The 20177-nt window shown below is 37.8% G+C and carries 19 protein-coding genes, 1 tRNA gene and 2 pseudogenes; 5 read left to right on the forward strand and 17 right to left on the reverse strand.

Annotated elements, in window-relative coordinates; genetic code table 11:
- Nucleotides 1-53: 53 nt before the first annotated feature.
- From ACWYN3_RS18805 to ACWYN3_RS18845, 9 genes are all read right to left on the reverse strand, one after another.
- On the reverse strand, nt 54-776 hold the full coding sequence (locus tag ACWYN3_RS18805; RefSeq protein WP_456222494.1) for an SMI1/KNR4 family protein: 723 nt from the start codon (nt 774-776) through the stop codon (nt 54-56).
- A gap of 23 nt (nt 777-799) precedes the next feature.
- Nucleotides 800-2392 (reverse strand): ABC-F family ATP-binding cassette domain-containing protein, encoded by a 1593-nt coding sequence (locus ACWYN3_RS18810; RefSeq protein WP_456222495.1) that lies wholly within the window; start codon nt 2390-2392, stop codon nt 800-802.
- Between the two features lie 127 nt (nt 2393-2519).
- Complete coding sequence (locus ACWYN3_RS18815) at nt 2520-2750, reverse strand: gliding motility protein GldB-related protein (RefSeq protein WP_456223076.1); 231 nt, start codon at nt 2748-2750, stop codon at nt 2520-2522.
- Entirely contained in the window at nt 2641-3273 is a 633-nt protein-coding gene (locus ACWYN3_RS18820) for a hypothetical protein (RefSeq protein ID WP_456223362.1), read from the reverse strand. The genes ACWYN3_RS18815 and ACWYN3_RS18820 overlap by 110 nt, the downstream gene beginning before the upstream one ends.
- A 321-nt stretch (nt 3274-3594) precedes the next feature.
- Nucleotides 3595-4512, reverse strand: a complete 918-nt coding sequence (locus ACWYN3_RS18825; RefSeq protein ID WP_456222496.1) for a carbohydrate kinase family protein — start codon at nt 4510-4512, stop codon at nt 3595-3597.
- 128 nt (nt 4513-4640) lie between these two features.
- Nucleotides 4641-5306, reverse strand: coding sequence for a hypothetical protein (locus ACWYN3_RS18830; protein ID WP_456222497.1), 666 nt, complete (start codon nt 5304-5306; stop codon nt 4641-4643).
- Nucleotides 5307-5317: 11 nt separating this feature from the next.
- Entirely contained in the window at nt 5318-5494 is a 177-nt protein-coding gene (locus tag ACWYN3_RS18835; protein WP_456222498.1) for a hypothetical protein, read from the reverse strand.
- A 52-nt stretch (nt 5495-5546) separates the two neighbouring features.
- Complete coding sequence (locus ACWYN3_RS18840; protein ID WP_456222499.1) at nt 5547-6674, reverse strand: MFS transporter; 1128 nt, start codon at nt 6672-6674, stop codon at nt 5547-5549.
- A 31-nt stretch (nt 6675-6705) separates the two neighbouring features.
- Nucleotides 6706-8142 (reverse strand): mannitol dehydrogenase family protein, encoded by a 1437-nt coding sequence (locus tag ACWYN3_RS18845; protein WP_456222500.1) that lies wholly within the window; start codon nt 8140-8142, stop codon nt 6706-6708.
- Between the two features lie 150 nt (nt 8143-8292).
- Between ACWYN3_RS18845 and ACWYN3_RS18850 the strand changes: the two genes are divergently transcribed.
- From ACWYN3_RS18850 to ACWYN3_RS18860, 3 genes are all read left to right on the forward strand, one after another.
- On the forward strand, nt 8293-9213 hold the full coding sequence (locus tag ACWYN3_RS18850; RefSeq protein ID WP_456222501.1) for a LacI family DNA-binding transcriptional regulator: 921 nt from the start codon (nt 8293-8295) through the stop codon (nt 9211-9213).
- Between the two features lie 443 nt (nt 9214-9656).
- Complete coding sequence (locus ACWYN3_RS18855) at nt 9657-10217, forward strand: alpha/beta hydrolase (protein ID WP_456222502.1); 561 nt, start codon at nt 9657-9659, stop codon at nt 10215-10217.
- A 16-nt stretch (nt 10218-10233) separates the two neighbouring features.
- Nucleotides 10234-10737, forward strand: coding sequence for a tetratricopeptide repeat protein (locus tag ACWYN3_RS18860; RefSeq protein ID WP_456222503.1), 504 nt, complete (start codon nt 10234-10236; stop codon nt 10735-10737).
- 70 nt (nt 10738-10807) lie between these two features.
- On the opposite strand, the gene ACWYN3_RS18865 is transcribed toward ACWYN3_RS18860, so the two are convergent.
- The 6 genes and pseudogenes from ACWYN3_RS18865 to pyrF form a co-directional block, all read right to left on the reverse strand.
- Nucleotides 10808-10891 (reverse strand) — tRNA-Leu (locus ACWYN3_RS18865).
- Between the two features lie 57 nt (nt 10892-10948).
- The gene (locus tag ACWYN3_RS18870; RefSeq protein ID WP_456222504.1) at nt 10949-11710 is read right to left on the reverse strand and encodes an MBL fold metallo-hydrolase; all 762 of its coding nucleotides are present in this window, start codon (nt 11708-11710) and stop codon (nt 10949-10951) included.
- A 115-nt stretch (nt 11711-11825) separates the two neighbouring features.
- On the reverse strand, nt 11826-12476 hold the full coding sequence (locus ACWYN3_RS18875; RefSeq protein ID WP_456222505.1) for a LolA family protein: 651 nt from the start codon (nt 12474-12476) through the stop codon (nt 11826-11828).
- A gap of 12 nt (nt 12477-12488) precedes the next feature.
- Nucleotides 12489-15117 (reverse strand): annotated as a pseudogene (locus ACWYN3_RS18880) (DNA translocase FtsK 4TM domain-containing protein).
- Nucleotides 15118-15204: 87 nt separating this feature from the next.
- Nucleotides 15205-15426: a PspC domain-containing protein gene (locus ACWYN3_RS18885; protein ID WP_111635784.1), complete on the reverse strand. Its 222-nt coding sequence runs from the start codon at nt 15424-15426 to the stop codon at nt 15205-15207.
- A gap of 137 nt (nt 15427-15563) precedes the next feature.
- Nucleotides 15564-16403, reverse strand: coding sequence for an orotidine-5'-phosphate decarboxylase (gene pyrF / locus ACWYN3_RS18890; protein WP_456222506.1), 840 nt, complete (start codon nt 16401-16403; stop codon nt 15564-15566).
- A gap of 270 nt (nt 16404-16673) precedes the next feature.
- On the opposite strand from pyrF, the pseudogene rho reads away from it, so the two are divergent.
- Together rho and pssA are read left to right on the forward strand one after the other, a co-directional pair.
- Nucleotides 16674-18429 (forward strand): annotated as a pseudogene (gene rho / locus ACWYN3_RS18895) (transcription termination factor Rho).
- Between the two features lie 6 nt (nt 18430-18435).
- Nucleotides 18436-19119: a CDP-diacylglycerol--serine O-phosphatidyltransferase gene (gene pssA, locus ACWYN3_RS18900; RefSeq protein WP_456222507.1), complete on the forward strand. Its 684-nt coding sequence runs from the start codon at nt 18436-18438 to the stop codon at nt 19117-19119.
- Nucleotides 19120-19281: 162 nt separating this feature from the next.
- On the opposite strand, the gene ACWYN3_RS18905 is transcribed toward pssA, so the two are convergent.
- Both ACWYN3_RS18905 and folK read right to left on the reverse strand, forming a co-directional pair.
- A complete protein-coding gene (locus tag ACWYN3_RS18905; RefSeq protein ID WP_456222508.1) occupies nt 19282-19659 on the reverse strand; it encodes an Hpt domain-containing protein in 378 nt (125 codons plus the stop codon).
- A 20-nt stretch (nt 19660-19679) separates the two neighbouring features.
- Nucleotides 19680-20177, reverse strand: a complete 498-nt coding sequence (folK, locus tag ACWYN3_RS18910) for a 2-amino-4-hydroxy-6-hydroxymethyldihydropteridine diphosphokinase (RefSeq protein WP_456222509.1) — start codon at nt 20175-20177, stop codon at nt 19680-19682.

The following is a 20177-nucleotide window of genomic DNA, read 5'->3' on the forward strand; positions in this document are numbered from 1 at the left end:
TGATAAACAGGTATTTCGTCATAAAGCAATGATAACATCTTAGAAAATTCAGATTAATCAGCTACAAATTCGGCTGTCGCCCCAAGCTCTTTTAAATAGTTAACTGAATCCTTAAGATGCACAAGGTAGCCTTTATAAACTTCAATATCCTTTTGCTTAACTACTGCTAAAGCCTCTCGGAGAGTTAGATTTAGCTCAGTTTTCAGAAAATGTACAATTTTCATTTTATGCTGACCAATATCCCTGACAACTACTTTTCCTTTAATCCATTCTGACATGTCCGTATCTCCCTCTTCACTATCATCATCCTGCTCTTCGTCAATTGATGCATATACTTCTTTCCACAGCTCTATAGTAAGGTCAAAATCAGTCTCTAACAGATTCTTAAATTTATCTGCATCCTGCTCAACCTTTTGTATACTTAAAAGCTTTGCCGCAAAATCGTTCAGATCCTCCGCCACTTTAACAGGTTCCCAGTTACCTGAACCATGCCATGAAAAATAGACAGGGAAATTTCGATCCTGCTCAGATAAATCCACATAAAAAGGGTCATTATAATCATTGGAACAGATTACATACCAGTTTTCTTTAAAGTGTCCAGGCTTTGTTCCGTCTAAAATTTCACCAGTCACTCCATTATATTTATAACCTTCCTGAAACTTCTCAAAAGTTTCAACTGCCGGATAGTTCTGTGGAATGAAAAGGCAAACAAGCGAAATTTGCTTCTCTATAAAATGTTTAATTTCCTGATGTAGCTCCATATCACAATCTAACATCTTTTTTTATTTATACAAAAAAATTATCCAACCTCGATTGAACGTTCAATGTTGATCTGTTTCAGAAAATATTCATCATGAGACACGACAAGGATTGTCCCCTTATATTCATTAATCGCAGCCGTTAAAATCTCAAGATTCTGAATATCAAGATTGTTCGTCGGTTCATCCAATATCATCATATCCGGTGACTGGCTGCCTATAGTTAAAGAACAAAGCATCAGCCTCATCTTCTCTCCCCCGCTAAGCGTCTCACAAGGTTTATCCCAATGTTCTTTGGTAAACAAAAACCGGTTTAAGCGAATCTTTATCTCATGCTCCAGCAATACACCCGAATTATACGCTTGAGCCTGCTCGTAAACGCTAAGTTTATTGTTAATCAATGAATAGTCCTGATCAATATAAATAAATTGAATAGTCGCTCTTTCAATGGTTCCTCTACGAGGTTCAAATCCAGCCAGAATCATTTTGATTAAGGTTGTCTTCCCAGAACCGTTTAGTCCTTTCACAACAATACGCTCGCCACTGCAAATTTGAAAATTCAGGTCCAGTTTCCAAATCAGTTGATCATCGTATCCAAAGTTAACATCCTTTGCAGTAATCAATACCTTACCTTTATGAAGCACAGAATTATCAAAATCAATCTTCATTTTATCTGTACCTGATAATCCCGTGCGCAATTGATTTAGCTCCTGTGAGATAATCCCCACTTTTTCAGCATGAATATCCTTTATCCGTGAAGTACTTTTCTCCGCGTTACTTCTCAATGTATTCATAAAAATGGTTGGAACTCCAGCCTTTTCCTGTTTCTTTTTTCCCCGGGCATCCAGTTTTTGCTGTCGTTCCAGGGACTCCTTTTCCGTTTCCTTTGCTTTACGCAACAACTTTTCCTTACTTTTTAAATCCTGTCTGTCTAAAGCATCCTTTTCAACTAGCTTTTGTTCTGCATAGAAATCATAATTACCACCGTAAACCGTTATACCACTTATGCTTAATTCATAAACTGAGTTCAACAGATTCAGTAAACCTCTATCGTGGCTTACCAGCACGAGGGTATTTTTAGTTGACCTGACATAATCATACAACATGTTTCTGCTAAGGGTATCCAGGTGATTGCTTGGTTCATCCAATAAAACTATTTCAGGACGGTGAATTTTTATTCCCGCAAGAAAAACCCTTGTTTTTTGTCCACCGCTAAGTGTTTCCATTTTTTGAGTCAGATCCAGTTCATCTAGTTTCCAATGGGCCATTGCCTCTTTGCAACGCTCCTCAATTGCCCAGTCATCATCAAGCAAAGTAAGGTTTTCTTCTGTCGCATTGCCTTCAAGGATTTCTCTGAGTGCAATTAGCTTATCCTCAACCTGAAGAGCCTGAGCAACACTATAGTCATTAAACTGACCGAATAACTGTGGCACATAATAAGGTTTTGAGTCTGTTTTTAAAATCCCTTTTGAAGGATGTAAAACTCCAGCAAGGATTTTTAAAATCGTAGATTTTCCTGTACCGTTATTGCCAATCAATGCAATTTTATCATGTTTATTTATAACGAGATTTATATCAGAAAATAATAAATCTCTATTGGGGTGCGTATAAGTAACGCCTTGAAGAATAATCATAATTCCTTTCTTTTAAAGAGTGAATAATTACAGCAGCCCATTATTCTGGCCCCGTTATTTTTCTGAAAGAAATTATATCCTACATAAATTTATGTTTTTGATTACAAAAGCAAAGATAAGAAAATGTTCAATTGAATTTTTCTTCATATTTACTCTTTTCTAAAAATGACTTGAAATCTTTCACATTCAAGATCTCATTAATGGCCTCTTTTTTATACTTACTATTTTGATAATAAGATTGAGTGATTTTAAACCCGATATAATAACCCAGATCTGCGGGACGTTCGTTCAGTAGTCGTCGCTTTATAATAAAACCACTTAAATACATCTTTGCTATATAGATCTTTCTTAAATTCATTCCATAGTGCCTTCTCGTGCTGTTCACCATATTTATGAAGTAATTCACTGGTACTGACGCCTGTTGTTAATTTACAGATAAAATCAGCACTTCCTTCTATAATAGCCCTGCTTAATACATTTTTGCTGCTATCGCTATAATTTTGCTGATAATGGACGAGCTCATGAGCAACCATCACCTGAATATTTGATAGCGTCATTGATTTTAAAACTTTAACAAACTGAGGACTAATATTTGTAAAATTGGAGCTTGAATCAGCACAGTTTACATCAGCACCAATAAATAGCCCTTCTTTAAGTGACCTTCCGCCAGACTTCAAATTTCCCATTTCAATATAAACATCGGGAAATACAGCTTTTGGATATAGCTGTTTTAACTTGATTAGCGAATTAAGCATCTCTGGTTTCAGCTGCTCTATTTTCAATGTATTTGCTCTGATAGATTCATAATATAATTTGTATTTTTCAATGATTTTAACGAAGTCTTCTGTACTTCCGATAACAGAAACTTTAAATATTTTCAAGCCTGGCGCCCCTTTACCGAAATATAGCCGGTTGTATATTTCCACACTATTTTCCGGGGATAATTTACAAGCATCATAAGCGGCCCAAAAGTTAGGTATATCACTGGTTACAAACTGAGCCTTGTTTGGATCTGTGTTTTTTGATAGTGGCTGCTGACCATAACAAGGAACTAAAGAAAATAAATAAAAAAAGTAAAATGATTATATTTTTCATAATCACAAGACATCTTATAAAATGAAACGTGGCAAAAACCACCAGATTATTTGCAAGTATTTAGCTGCTAATTAAATTAATTATCAAGGATTTAAAAGAAAAACAACCTATAAGGCAGCAACTTGATTGCTATTTCTAAATGTAATGAAGTCTTCAAATGAATACTCAGGACAGGCACCCTCACGTGCAGTAATGAAAGCACCCAATGAAATTGCCTGAAGCATAATTTGATGAGCAGAAGTTCCTTTTTCCAATCGTTTCGATAAAAATCCTGCTAGAAACGAATCGCCACTACCAACAGTATCTTTTACCTCAATGGGTATCGTAGGGTATAAATAAAACTTATCATTATGGGCATAAAGTGCTCCTTTACTACCTTTAGAAATAATGATTTCATGCATACCAAATGTATCTTGCAAATACCTGATGCTATCTTTTTCACTACTATATGTCTTGCCCAAAAAGTTTATTATCATTCGTAATTCTGCTTTATTAAACTTTGCTAATTGCGTTTTATGCAATAAATCTTTGATGATCCTTACATCATAATATGGTGCCCGTAAATTGATATCAAAGACATTGTAAACGCTGGCCTCAATTAATTCGAATAATGTATTTTTCGACTTTTCATTACGGGTAGCCAAACTTCCGAAAACCAGTGCATCAGATGTAGTCAGTATTTGTAGGTCTTGTGGGGTCACTTCGATGAAATCCCAGGCTACATTTTGCAAGATATCATAATGTGCTTCATTATTTTCGTCTATTGAAGCGACAACGGTACTGGTAGGTTCTGTATTGCTAACCTGAATACCATCAATTGAAATATTCCAGCTTTTAATCTTCTGCAATAATTCGCACCCAAGCTGATCATTACCGACTCTACTGATCATGTTCACATCAATTCCCATTTTGAAAAGGTGATAAGCAACGTTAAATGGTGCTCCTCCGGCCATCCTTTGCTCTCCAGGAAATATATCCCACAATACCTCTCCAAAACAGGCCACTTTAATTTTCTTTTCTTCCATTGTAATTTTAGTTATTAAATGAATTTTCAAATATTTAATCAAATTTATTTACTGCTAGAACGAGTATACTTGTACTGAAAACTGGAGGAATGCATGATTATCGATGGGATTCCACATGGCCCATAAGCCTAAAGGGATTGGATAACCTCCAATTTCCAAACGTTTTGAAAGTATAAGGCTAATCTCATCTCATTAAATCCTGCTTTGTGGGCAAAGAAATTACTTTTTTCCACTTCACTATTGTTTAGTATAAAGCTATACCCTACCCTTCCCCTTACTTCTAAATTTTCTTTCTTATAAAGAGGATATTCACCGAATACAAAACTAGAATATTTGTTTTGAGTATTACTGCTATTTCTATCTCTACCAAAAACGACTGTATTCCAGCTTAATTGTAAAGGAACATGATCACTGATGGTATAATAAGACCTGAAATCCCAAAAACGTCCGGTTTCTCTGGCTTTATAATTAAAATATTCATCATTGTTATAAGTCGCCTTTGGGGAAAAATTATAAATATCCCATAATTCTAAAATAAGGCGTTTATTTTTATATCCCGCATAATTATTAAATTCTTTATAAGAACCATCTGCTGTACCGCCCGCCCAAAAACCACCGTAAAAGTTTTTAAAATCCAGGTGCAGATCTCCGGTGTATACTAAACCGGCTGCTACTTCACTCCCTCTCCACAAATGGCTATTCCGAAGTTGCAGAGATGAATGTAATTCCTGACTATATAACAATGAGTTTCCAATAGTCATTAGGAAAAGCAGCAATAATTTAAGTTTAAGCATTGTTGATTGATCTATAACTTGAAATCAATATTGACATTGACGACCTTATTGATCAAATCTTTCTCTCTTATACGAGATCCAAATAAAGCATAGGATAGCATCAACAGCTCACAAACAACAGTGAGAGACCAGGTCCATCTCCATGACCCAAGAATATCTGCCAAACCTCCCTGAACAAGTGTAAACACAGCTCCGCCAAATACTGCAGAGATAAATACGCCAGAAGCTTTTGATGTATATTTATTTAACCCTTTTATAGAGAGGGAATAAATACAGCTCCACATCGTAGAATGTAAAAGTCCAATGGCAACTAGGAACCAGAGATTTTGTGTAATCATGGCTATAATAGCAAGTATTGCAGCCAGTATAGTTGTAGTAGCTAATTGTGTTTTTTGCAGAAATTTTACTAAAGAAACTTGAGATGCCTCTTCCTACGAGAAATCCTCCCCAGTACAAAGTGGATAACAGCGCATGTATTCCCAAATCCACTCCTCCAATAATGATATCTGTCTGACCAAAGAAGCTCATTGGATGGCCCGAATCCATCAGTTCAAAAGCATGCAGATTGATATTGGCGCCAATGGCTACTTCTGTTCCTACATAAAAGAAAATCGTCATGACCCCCAGAGCAAAATGCCTGAAAGACCAAATGCTTCTTTCCAGTTTTTCTCCGGCAACAGCTCTTGTATTGGCAATATCCGGTAAATGAAGTTTTCTAGTGATCAAAGTAACCACAACGACACAAGCAATCAATAAAATAAGTGGTAACAGCAGCTGTTTGATTTCTACCTTCTCTATTGAAATGCCGCTAAACATCACTACCGTTACAAAAAAGGGCGCTGAGGTAGTTCCTATTGAATTAATAGCCGTAGTAATATTTAAACGTTGTACTACTGGTTGCGTACCGGGCAATTCATAAGATGCCACGTATGGATTTACCACTACCTGGATCACAGCGGCAGAAGTTCCCATTAAATAAGATCCGAGGATAAAAATAATAAAACCATATGGTAGAACCACATTCCCAAAACGAAGCGCCAGGTGCGGATACTGATCACCAAACCAGGAAGAACATAAATACATCAGCAAGCCTGAGATCATAAATAGGAGGCCACGTATAATGGTGTTTTTATAACCAATGGCGTTTACCCATTTACTGGCTAAAGTACCGTTCAACAAGTAGCCTAAAAAGAAAAAGAAAGAGATTAAAGTGGTGAATGTATTTTTTAAATTCCCGGCTTCAGCCAAAAACGTAAATTTTAAAGGAGCCTGTAATTGTTCATTTACTGTAGTCAAAAAACCTACGATGAAGTAGATAAAAGTAACAATTGCAAATGGCAGTATGCCATTACGAAGTTTTGTTTCCATAATTTTACCGATTGATAATTAAGTAATAGCCTTAAGCCACAATAGATTGCAGTACAGTTTTGGCTCCTTTTTCCTTAATGAAGTTTACAAATAGCACATACAATTCGACAAAATCAGTAGCAGCTTTCAAGTCGGTACTTTTAAACGCAGATAAGCCTAAAAAATCAATAGGATCGTTGCTGGCAATATGTTTTTCATCATCTGGTGTTAGCCAGGGTTCGGATATCTCATAGGACAAACCATTATCATCCGCTTTATATTTTAAATAATGCCTGTAAGCTGCAATCAGAAATACCACACGCTTAAGATCCCGACCATCTTTGATCATTTTAGCCAGGTTTAGCATTATATATACCGGAAATTTTGAAACACCGTCAAAACATAACCTGCTGAGCTGATCACTGACTGAACGGTTCGCAAATCTTTCTATAAGCGTCTGTTTATATTCATCTAAATCTGTACCCTCAGGTGCCGGAACATAAGGTGAACTGTCGATATCCATAAAATCACGTACATATTTAACGATGTCCTCATCATGCATAGCCTGATCGACTTTACGGTAGCCGCTAAGAAAAGACGGGTAGGACAACAAGGTATGAGCAGCATTTAAAAGACTCAGCTTCATATTCTCAAAAGCAGTTACATCATTTGTAAATTCAACTCCAACTCTTTCCCAGGCTGGTCTTCCGGCAATAAAATTATCTTCTATTACCCATTGGATAAAATCTTCGCAATAGACAGGAGCAGCATCAGCTATTCCGCTTTTCTTGTTCAGTCTTTCTACGTCTTCAGCTGTTGTTGCCGGAGTAATCCGGTCTACCATACTATTGGGGAATGTAACATTCGTTTTAACCCATTCTGCCAGATCACTATCCTGAGCAGCTATAAACGTGGTAAAGGCATTTTTAGCAGTGTTCCCATTATGTTGCAGATTATCACAGGAAAGAATGGTAACTGGGCCATTCTCTTTTGTCCGGCGCCGGCGAAGTCCTTCGGCTATAAAACCAAACACAGTGACCGGATGGTTTGGATTTCCCAGGTCGTGCTTTATTTTTTCATCTTCCAGGATAAACCCGTTTGTTGCTTTATCTAAATTGTACCCGCCTTCTGTAATGGTCAGTGTAATGATTTTAATTGCAGTCTCCGCAATTTTATCCAGCACCGCCTGTGGACTCTCTACCGCCCATAGCAGTTCTTGTAACGAACCAATATGATAAATTTCGTCCCGACCATCTCTTCCGCATACTGTCAGGGTGTAATCCAGATTTTGCGCTCTTAAATTCCTGACGATCTTTTCATCGGATGGCAACAAACACACGCCACAAATGCCCCATTTGTTTTGGTCTTCATCGTTCAATAACTGGTCTGTATAAAATGCCTGGTGTGCGCGGTGAAAATTGCCCACTCCAATATGTAAAATCCCCGACTGGATAGTCTTACGTTCATAACCATAGCTCTTCATATTCATGATATTTGGTTAATCAAACTTATGTCAATAGGCTAGTGGTTATAGCATCTGTGTTAAGAATTAGTCATGGGAACGTTACCAAAATTCGGGGAACGTTCCCATTTGGGTTTGTTTTCCTTAGTTTTGATAAATACCTACCCTTCTGGTTCTATGAAACGTATCACCATTAAAGATCTGGCCAAACATTTATTACTATCAACCTCAACCATCTCCAGGGCTTTGGTGAATGATAAACATATCCATCCTGATACCAAACAGAAGGTATTAGATGCGGCTGAAAAACTGGGATACAAACCCAACCCTACAGCATTAAATTTGAAATATGGCCAATCAAAAAACATCGGCCTTGTAGTTCCAGAAATGATCACCCCTTTTACTTCCAAGGTACTTCGTGGCATCCAAAACATTTTATACCCGCTGGGGTATAGAATAATCATCACAGAATCAGACGAAGATCCATCGATAGAAAGAAAAAACCTCCTTCTTCTGGAAGAATTTAATGTGGATGGTATTATCATTAACTTATGTCATGAAACATATAATAAGGATTTATACCAGCAAATTATGGCTCGTGGAATTCCTCTTGTTTTTTTTGACAGGATTCCCGATAAATCGTTAGATGCATCAAAGGTAATTGTTAACGATAATATCAAAGCGTCCTTAATGATAGAACACTTAATTCATACCGGACGAAAAAGAATTGTCCACATTATGGGGCCATCAACGATCCGTAATTCTACTGAAAGAGCGATAGGATATAAGCGGATATTGACCAAGCATGGTATTTTTGATCCGGATTTGATGATACAAACCGAAGGCCTGACTTTTGAACACGGAAGAAATGCTACCATACAGCTATTGAACAAAAAAATAGAATTCGATAGTATTTTCGCCTTCACTGACACTCTGGCTATTGGTGCAATGAACTATCTTCATGAGCAACATATCAAAATACCTGAACAAGTAGCTATTGCGAGTTTCTCAGGAACAGAATTAGCAACCATTGTACATCCTCAACTAACCAGCGTAGAGCAGCCTCTGGTTCAAATGGGTGAAGTGCTGCAGGGTTGATTTTAGAAAAGATAAAAGACAGCACAGCTTTAAGCCGAACGGTTGTGATGGATTCAGAATTAATCTACAGGGCCTCTACCGGGTAATACATAAATACCAAAAGATCTATTGAGTATTTTCCCTTAAAATTACCTTGACCGGTTTAGAATTGAACTGAAAAACTCGACATTATCAGAAAACCAACTTTTCTTAATGATACTATTATAAAAATTAGCTCAACGGATATTTAAATTTAGTATGTTGTGCAACACTCCAGTTTAAAACCTGTCTTTTCGTAAGACACTAAATAAGCAAAATGAAGAAAATACTTTTATTATTATTTTTCCTGATACCGGTAATTACCTATTCGCAGAAAAATAATGACATTTCAATAGGTAAAACCTACACAACCTATTCAAAGATACTCGGCGAAGAAAGGCCATACTTTATATATCTTCCTAAAAGTGCATCCAGCACAATGTATAGCAAACAAAAATATCCGGTTCATTTGTGTGTTAGACGGCGAGGAACATTTTCAAGGACTTGCAGCAATGATGGAGAACATGGGCTCACTCAGGGTATTTCAAGAATCTATCATTGTAGCTATACCAAACGTCGACCGGATAAGAGACTTTACCCCTACACACATCACTTCGGGATTATATTTAGATAGTATTTCAGCCAAATCATCAGGTGGAGGGGAAAAGTTTACGCTTTTTCTGCAGAACGAACTGATTCCTGAAATTGAATCTAAATATCCAACTGCACCATACCGTATGTTAATAGGGCATTCTTTAGGCGGACTTTTTGTTATTAACACACTATTGAAGCATACCGAATTATTTAATTCGTATATTTCAATAGATCCTGCTTTATGGTACGATAATTCTAAGCTTTCAAAGGAAGCAGAGAATATACTATCAGATCATAAGTTTAATAATAAAACCCTATTTATCTCTGTTGCTAACGGCTTCAAAAAAAAGCTTGATACAGCAAAAGTGAGAAAAAACCATAACTCCTTTTAATGATGCTGCACTCGCTATGGACAGACTAAAGAGTGCCTTACAGCGGAATATTAATAAAACTTTGTTTTGGAAAATTAAATATTACGAGCTGGAGGGTCATAACATGGCCCCATTTATCAGTGAATACGATGGACTTCATTATATTTTTCGAGACTATAATTTCCTGTCTGTTGACAATTACGATTTATTTAACACTTCTGTTAACGACAAAACGATTCTGGATTCTCTCAAATCCGGATACAGGCAAATATCTAACTCAATGGGTTATGAAATACTTCCCCCGGAACAAATTATTAACAATTTGGGCTATGCTTTTTTGAGATCAAACAAATTTGAGTCTGCTTATCATTTCTTTGAGATGAATGAAAAAAATTACCCACTTAGTTTCAATGTGTACGATGCAATGGGCGATTATCATTCTGCTAAGGGAAGAAAAGAAGAGGCTAAAAAGTATTACATCAAGGCTTTATCGATTCTAGATTACCCTCCTACTGTTGATAAGCTCAAAACTTTGAAGTAACATAATTTGAAGAATCTTAAAGCTGGAAGTTCGTAAAAAAACCGGAATCGATATGTTCGATTCCGGTTAGTACCCGGAAGCAGATTCGAACTGCCACGCCTTTTCAAGCGCCACCCCCTCAAGGTGGTGCGTCTGCCAATTTCGCCACCCGGGTATTTTCTGAGCTGCAAATATATATTTATTCGCAACAATCAAGCACATATTTTAAAAATTATAGATTTAAAACCAGACCATCATATCCCAGCCTGATGTTAACAGGTAAATCCCGCTCCACATCCTCATGTTTTCCCATATTATGGCTGATATGCGTAAAGTAAGTCATCTCCGCACCAATATCCTGCGCAAAAGCAACTGCTTCCGCTACAGTAAAATGTGAAATATGATCTTCCATTTGTAAAGCATTAACCACCAAAACTTTAGCACCTCTTATTTTATCAATAGTAGACTGAGGTACAGTCTTCGCATCGGTTATATACGTAAAGTCATCAATCCTGAAACCAAGAATCGGTAACTTATAATGCATAATAGGTAAAGGGATCAACTCCGTTTTTCCAATATAAAAATTCTCAGTTGCAATGGTATGCACATTAATCTGTGGGATACCAGGATAAACTTTTTCTGCAAAAATATAAGAGAACTCTCTTTTTAAAGCATCCTGAACTCTTTCAGTTGCATAAATATCAATGTTCTTTTGCAGCAAATAATTAAATGGCCGGATATCGTCCAGTCCTGCAACATGATCCTTATGCTCATGTGTATATACAATGGCATCCAGATCCTTTACACCGGCACGTAACATCTGATACCTGAAATCAGGTCCACTGTCTATTACAATCGTCTTGTCCCCCGTTTCTATCAATACAGATACCCGCAGGCGATTATTTCTTGGATCGTCAGACTGGCAAACTTCACAATTGCAGCAAATCACAGGAATTCCCTGGGAAGTGCCAGTACCTAAAAATGTAACTTTCAAAAGCAGCTGGTTTATATGAGTCTGTTTAAACAGCCTCTATGGTTGAATCAAAAATAAAAAAAAAAAAAAAGGGTTTAGACAGCCTGTCTAAACCCCAGATTATATTTAAAATAAATTAGCGCAAATCAACTACTTCAACACCAGGATATTTCCTCGCATCAAAAGCAAATGTTGACTCCGGAATTTTAGCATTCGCTACAAATGATTTGATAGCATAAGTATACTTATTCCCGTTCTTATCAAAAATCAAAACACTGGCAACTTGTTTCGCTGCCTTATCAATGCTCAGTCTGATTTTAAAATAAGACTTCTTTGTATCGGTCGGTGATAAATCTATCAGCTGATAGACCTTCGCCCCTGCTTTCTGTTCACCTGTATAAAGGTATTTAAACCCCTTTTCATAAAGTGTAAATATTTTCGCAGGATTTAACGCATCACCACTATTATCTGCCGCAGAAACCTGTACTTCTTTATCCTTTTTAAGATAAGTCCACTGGCTTTTGCCATCACTGATCATATCCTGATCAGTCATCATCACTTTATATTTATTAGCCGCAGCTTTCGCGATTAATGTTCCCTGCTGAGTTTCCTTTGCCTTATTCTGAGGGCTCTCCAGCGTAAAACTAAAATCCGCCTTTACTACATCATATGACCTGTATTTTTTGCTTACATCTGCTAAAATAGCCTTTGCTTTAACATCCTGCTGAGCATAACTACCAAAACTTATTCCTGATAAAAACAGTAACACACTTAATATCTTCTTCATTTACTCCTCATGTTATTTCTTCAGGCTGCTCAATAACTGTTCCAACTCATGCTCATCAAGCACTAATACTTCTCTTGCCTTACTTCCCTCAAAAGGACCAACTATACCAAAAGCCTCCAGCTGATCAATAATTCTGCCCGCTCTGTTGTAACCCAGCTTCATTTTCCTTTGTATCAGAGAAGTAGACCCTTGCTGATGCATCACGATTAATCTGGCTGCATCCTACAAACATTGAATCACGGTCATTCGGATCGAAATCAGACTTAGCAGACTCAGCCGCCTCATCCAGGTATTCAGGTAACTGGTAAGCCTCAGCATAGCCCCTTTGATTACCAATAAATTCAGAGATACGATCAACTTCAGGTGTATCCACAAAAGCACACTGTAGCCTGATCAGATCATTTCCCGTAGATAATAACATATCCCCGCGACCAATCAGCTGATCTGCCCCCCCGCTATCAAGGATAGTTCTGGAGTCAATTTTAGATAATACCCTGAACGCAAGTCTTGCGGGGAAATTCGCCTTAATTGTACCCGTAATAATATTTACAGAGGGACGCTGTGTAGCCAGCACCAGGTGAATACCTACCGCACGGGCTAACTGAGCCAGACGGGCAATCGGCGTTTCCACCTCTTTACCAGCTGTCATCATTAAATCGGCAAACTCATCCACAATCAGTACGATATAAGGTAAGAAGCGATGTGAATTATTAGGATTTAACTTTCGTTTGATGAATTTCTCATTATACTCTTTCAAATTCCTCACCTGTGCATCTTTTAACAGATCATAACGCTGATCCATCTCAATACAAAGAGAATTTAAAGTATGGATTACCTTTTTAGTATCCGTAATAATAGCATCAGCCTCACCCGGAAGCTTCGCCAGGAAATGCCGCTCAATCTTATTAAATAACGTTAGCTCCACTTTCTTTGGATCCACCAGTACAAACTTAAGCTGTGAAGGGTGTTTCTTATAAAGCAGAGAAACAAGGATTGCATTAATACCAACAGACTTGCCCTGTCCGGTAGCTCCTGCTACAAGTAAATGGGGCATTTTAGCCAGATCGGCAATATATACCTCGTTCGAAATAGTTTTGCCCAGTGCAATCGGCAGATCCATATCCGTTTTCTGGAACTTCTCCGTATTCAGGATACTTCTCATAGAAACCATTTCAGGGTGCATATTCGGAACCTCAATACCGATTGTACCTTTCCCTGGCATTGTGCTATATAATACGAATACCCAGTGCCGCTAAACTCAATGCAATATCATCCTCCAGGTTCTTGATTTTAGAAATCCTTACTCCCGGGGCAGGAATAATCTCATAAAGCGTTACCGTTGGGCCAATCGTAGCCTTGATCTTATCGATCTCAATATTATAATGGTTAAGCGTCTCAACAATTTTATTCTTGTTCGCTTCCAATTCATCTGCATTTACAGAAATCTTATTCGATCCGTAGTTTTCTAACAGCTCCAGATGAGGGTAAACGTAACTAGCCAGATCAAGTGTAGGATCATAATTACCGAACTGTTCTACCAGATCATCAGATTTCTTTTCCTCTTCAGTTTTCTGAATCGTCAGTTGCGGTTCTACTTTAACCTCTTCAAAAATCAGTTCCTGAATTGGCTCTACTTTCGGAGAAAGAATGATCGGAGCATTCATCACATTCAATACTGGTGATTTTGGCAATAAAGCCTCTGGCTCTGCTTCCGTTTCTTCAAAACATTTGGTGTAAGCGTGATATTCTGCTGTTCTTTCTTACGTTCCGAAGCCAGCCTGTCATTCAAAGTGAATTCTACCTGATCAGGACGCTCTATATTTTCCTTAACAGCCACGGGCGATGGACGTTCTATAGGAGCAACTCTCTCTGGTGCCGCATTAAAGTCTGAAAAAGAATTACCCGTCTCCGGAATAATTTCCCCCTCTTCCTCTTCATGGCGTACCCTTTCCGGAAATTTAAAGTCAATATTATAAGCAATGATTAAAATCGTCAGTCCTAAAAAGGCAATCAGCCCGCCAACCCCAGTCACACCAATCTGCGCAACCAGTAATTTATTAGTCCAGTATCCTATTTCACCTTCCAGGTAATGCGGAGAATCCAGGAAGAAAGAATGTAAAAATCCAAAGGTAAAAGACACGAAAAGAAGGAAAAACAAACTGTAGCCCAGCGTTTTTTCCATTGCAAATATTTTCACTTTAAACAATAGACGGTAGCCTATCATCACAAAGAATACGAAAACGAATAAAAATGAAGCTACCCCAAACCATTCATAGATAAACTGGTGTGATAACAGCGCGCCAAATTTACCCAGCCAGTTTTGTACAGTGACAGGAATATTGTGCTGCTGTAACTCTTCCATCGTTTTGAAAAGATTACTCCAGCCACCATTCGCATCAATTACATAGCTATAATCTTCCTGCCATGTAAACAGGTAAGAGGTGAAAGCCACAAGGAAATAGATAGACAGAATCAGGAAAAATAAGCCTGCAATTTTCAAAACCCTTTCATCCTGAAAATTCAGTGAGGGCATCCGCTGAAATCTTGCTCTAGGCTCTTTGGACGATGCTCTTGAACCTGGCTTCTCCCCGTATTCGTTTTTGAATGAATTAGATTTAAATTGGTTTCCCCTTAACGACATTTTTCGTAACTGTATTAATAAACAACAAAATATAAAATATATAGTTGTATGAGTTCTGTTATTCTGATTTGTAACAGAACAATAAATTTATAAATCCCAAATCCGCTGTCTGATCCGTTTGATATAGTGGCGAACATCTAAAATAAGCACAGCCATAATATAAAATACAATAGGAAAACCTACTGCCAGAAAAGAAGAATAGATAAAGAATAACCTGATTTTACTGATCGACATGTCAAAACGGTCTGCGATATAAGTACAGACCCCAAAACTTTGCTTCTCGAAGTAGGTAACGATGCTCTGAAACATGCTTTTTATTTAATAACTGGCAGATGCAATAATCATACCCCAAATAGGAATATCTATTTACACCAATCCCAACACCAATTTAAACATTTTTTCTCAGAACAAAACGTCTTTTATCTGAAGACATTGTTTAAATAAAATTAAACAGCGTCCAGTAATCCCGATTTTTCCAGGATCACCTGCATTTCCTGCTGCAATTTCAAAGCTTCCTCTCTTGCTTTTTCAGCAAAGTCTTCGCCTTTACCCGCATAGATAATCCCTCTGGATGAATTAACCAGTAACCCACAAGTATCGTTTAGTCCGAATTCACATACATCAGCTAAACTTCCGCCCTGTGCACCAACACCAGGAACCAGTAAAAAGTTATCAGGAGCCAGTCTGCGGATATTAGCAAATTCAGCACCTCTTGTAGCACCAACAACATACATCAGCTGATCACTGTTTCCCCATTTCGAAGATACCCTGATTACCTCTTCATAAAGTTTTCCTTCCTTGTTTTCAAATAACTGGAAGTCGCTATGGCTTTCATTTGAAGTCAGTGCAAGCAAAATCACCCATTTATCCTCATATTTCAAAAAAGGGCCTACAGAATCTTTCCCCATATAAGGTGCAACAGTAATTGCGTCGAAACTCATCCCCGATTTCTCTTCGTTAAAAAAGGCATCCGCGTACATGGCCGAAGTATTTCCAATGTCCCCTCTTTTCGCGTCCGCAATCGTAAAAATATCTTCGGGAATATGAGCCCATGTTTTCAGTAAACTCTCCCAACCTTTCAAACCTCTTGATTCATAGAATGCTGTGTTTGGTTTATAAGCAACACAGAGATCTTTAGTCGCATCAATAATTTGTTTATTGAACTCAAATATCGGATCTTCAAAATTCAACAGGTGTTTTGGAAGATTTTCCAATACCGGATCGAGTCCTACACATAAAAATGATTTTTTCGATTGAATTTGTTCAAATAGTTGCTTCTTATTCATTTGGGCTTAGATTATGCGCAAATATGCCAAATTTTCTACAGCTATTTAAGGATGAGTTTTAAACATCTTAAGTAAAATATTTATAACAATTTTAAATTTTACTTGGAGATTAGGATACAATTACATACAATTGCAGCATAATTCTCAAAAGTTTATCTGATCATTCCAGAAAATCTCACAATAATTTGTTCTATTTTCAAATTCGTAATTGCATTTTTTTGCTTTGATCCAAGATAAATTCGTTTATAAAAATTTCTCTACACCCACATAATGTTTAACAAAACAGAATTAAATGAAAAACTCACTGCTGCAGAATTGCGGGAGTTAGCAAAATCTCAGGGGATCTTGAATGCTGATGATTTGCGTAAAGCTGAATTGGTTGAAGTTATTCATCAAATTAGTGAGCAACAACCTGAAGCTGAAGCAGCACCTGTCATTGATGTTCCAGCAACAGCAATCAGTGATGATGCTGTACCGGCAACTCCTGTTAAAGCAGCAGCAAAGCCTAAAGCTCCGAAAATCAATACAGCAGAAAAACCGCTTAGAAAAAGAACACGTATTCCTAAGGACGAAGCTGATCAGGCTCCGGCACCGGCAGGAAACAATACGAACTTTAACAGAGCATCTTTATTTGACGCACCAGAGCAAGAGCAACAGGCACAGCCAGAAGCTTCACCTGCAGCGCCAACAGATGGAAATGTTCAGTCAGCAAATGTTCCATCAGAAAACGTTGCTCCGGCACCCAGAACTGAAGAAAGACAAGCTGCTCAACAACCTGTTACAGCACATACCGAAATTAAAAAGGCAAAAAAACCTGTAAGAGAAGACAACAGGCCAAAAAACAATAACAACAACGGTAACAATAATAACAATCAGAAACAAAACGAAAACAGCTATTCAAACCTGGATTTCGATAATACCATCACCAACGAAGGCGTATTGGAAATTATGCCGGACGGATATGGCTTCCTGAGATCGGCAGATTACAACTACCTTTCTTCACCTGATGATATTTATGTTTCACAATCTCAAATCAAACTTTTCGGTTTAAAAACCGGAGATACAGTTAAAGGAAGTATCCGCCCTCCAAAAGAAGGTGAAAAATATTTCCCACTGGTAAGAGTGGAGACTATCAACGGCCGTTTACCTGCCGACGTAAGAGATAGAGTTCCTTTTGACTACCTGACTCCATTGTTCCCTACAGAAAGATTAAATCTTTTCACAGAAACAAATAACTACTCTACCCGTATCATTGACTTATTTACCCCAATTGGTAAAGGTCAGCGTGGTTTGATCGTTGCACAGCCCAAAACAGGGTAAAACAAACCTGTTGAAAGAAGTTGCCAATGCGATTGCTAAGAACCACCCGGAAGTTTACCTGATCATTTTATTGATCGATGAGCGTCCTGAAGAGGTAACAGATATGGCAAGAAGCGTACGTGCAGAAGTTATTGCATCTACATTTGATGAGCCAGCTGAACGTCACGTTAAAATTGCCAATATCGTATTGGAAAAAGCAAAACGCTTAGTCGAATGCGGACATGATGTAGTGATCCTGCTAGACTCGATTACACGTCTTGCACGTGCATACAATACAACAGCTCCTGCATCTGGTAAAATCTTATCCGGTGGTGTTGACGCAAATGCTTTACATAAACCAAAACGTTTCTTTGGTGCTGCGCGTAATATTGAAAGAGGAGGCTCGTTAACTATTTTAGCAACTGCTTTAACAGACACAGGATCTAAAATGGACGAGGTAATTTTCGAAGAATTCAAAGGAACAGGTAACATGGAATTACAATTAGATCGAAATTTATCTAACAAACGTATTTTCCCTGCTATTGACATCACAGCATCCAGTACGCGTAGAGATGACTTATTACATGACAGAGATACCTTACAAAGAGTTTGGATCTTGCGTAACCACCTTGCAGATATGAATGCACAGGAGGCTATGGAGTTTGTTCAGGCACAAATAAAGAACACAAAAACTAATGAAGAGTTCTTAATTTCTATGAACAGCTAGTCAGATATGAAGAGACACATTCCCAATGCATTAACTTGCGCCAATCTCTTTTCGGGGTGTATAGGTGTAGTTTTTGCATTTAAAGGTGATTTAAATATTGCAGCATATGCCGTGTTAATATCCGGCATATGTGATTTTTTCGACGGTTTTGTAGCCCGGTTACTGAATGTTAAATCCCCTATAGGTAAAGAACTTGATTCGTTAGCGGACATGGTAAGTTTCGGATTTTTACCAGGTGTGGTGATGTTCCAGTTACTTACACAGAGTGATTTCTCTTCTCCATATTTGCCTTATCTTGGGTTTTTGATTACCATATTTTCAGCATTGCGACTGGCTAAATTTAATATAGACACCAGGCAGACAGAAGACTTCATAGGTTTAAATACACCGATGAATACCTTGTTTATTGTGTCGCTGCCTTTTATCCAGAAAGATTATCCGGGATTAATTAATTCCTCTATCCTTTTGGTGGCCATCACAGTAGTTATGAGCTTTTTACTTACCAGTGAAATCAGGATCTTCTCTTTGAAGTTCGGTTCGCTGGAATGGAAGCAAAACAAAGTAAAGTTCATATTTCTAATCTTATCAGCAGTACTGATTGCTTTTCTGAAGTTCGCAGCAATTCCGTTTGTACTGGTACTTTACATTAGTTTATCAGTATTACACTTCAGGCGGGTGCCAAAATTATAACCCTATCAAACCATCATGTGCAGCAGACCCCAAATGAATAGGAACCAGGTAGCACATGATAGCTTCATTACCATTAAAAGACAATTATATTCCATGAAAATATAAACAAAGAAGCTGTAAATAGATTTAAAATTTACAGCTTCTTTGTTTATATATAATCCGTTAAAGTCTTTTTGCCAGCTCAGCTTTCGCTTCATCCAGTTGTCTGTACAGGATCTTCACAAAATCATTCAGTTCTTTTAATGCTTGTGGCATTGTTGAAAGATCTTTCAGATCACGTGCATTGTTTTCAATTAGCTGGAGATGTCCGCGGGCATCTTCCCTGCCCACGTATGATAGCGTGGGTTTTATTTTATGCGCATAACCTGCCATCTTTTCCCAGTCCTGAGCTTCATATGATTGTTCCAGATCGGCCACGTACAAAGGTGTTTGAACCTTAAACATGTCGATCATTTCAATCATAAACTCTGCACTGTCGCCAGACATATCCCGCAGGTAAGACAAATCAAGAGGTATGTTATTTTTTTCTTCGTCAATCATTTGAAACAAAACTAGTAAATTTATAATATTTTTGATACAGTTAAATTATCTTTTAATAAAGATAAAAACGTCGAAATATTCTGTTTAAATACAGGATGTTCAACATCACCCGCAATTTCTGCCAGTGGTTCCAGCACAAACTTTCTGTCCTGCATCCTTGGATGCGGAACCTGCAGCCGCTCACCATCATCAATTATTTCCTGTCCATATAAGATCACATCAATATCGATCAGTCTGGCGCCCCACTTCTCCAGTCTTACCCTTCCCAGTTCCTGTTCTATTGTTAATGCCAGGTCAAGCACCTCATGAGCCCCCCTGCTTGTTTCCACGCCAACCGCTACATTCAAAAATGACGGCTGATCTTCCTTTCCCCAGGCGGCAGTTTCATACATCGCTGATTTTGAGACAACTGTCCCAATGCGCCCTTCAATCATCAAAATCGCTTCATTAATCAGCTCTTTTCTTTCCCCTAAATTACTTCCCAGTAACAAATAAACGATTCTACACTCTAATCCCAT

It is taken from the genome of Pedobacter sp. NJ-S-72, from assembly GCF_053890575.1.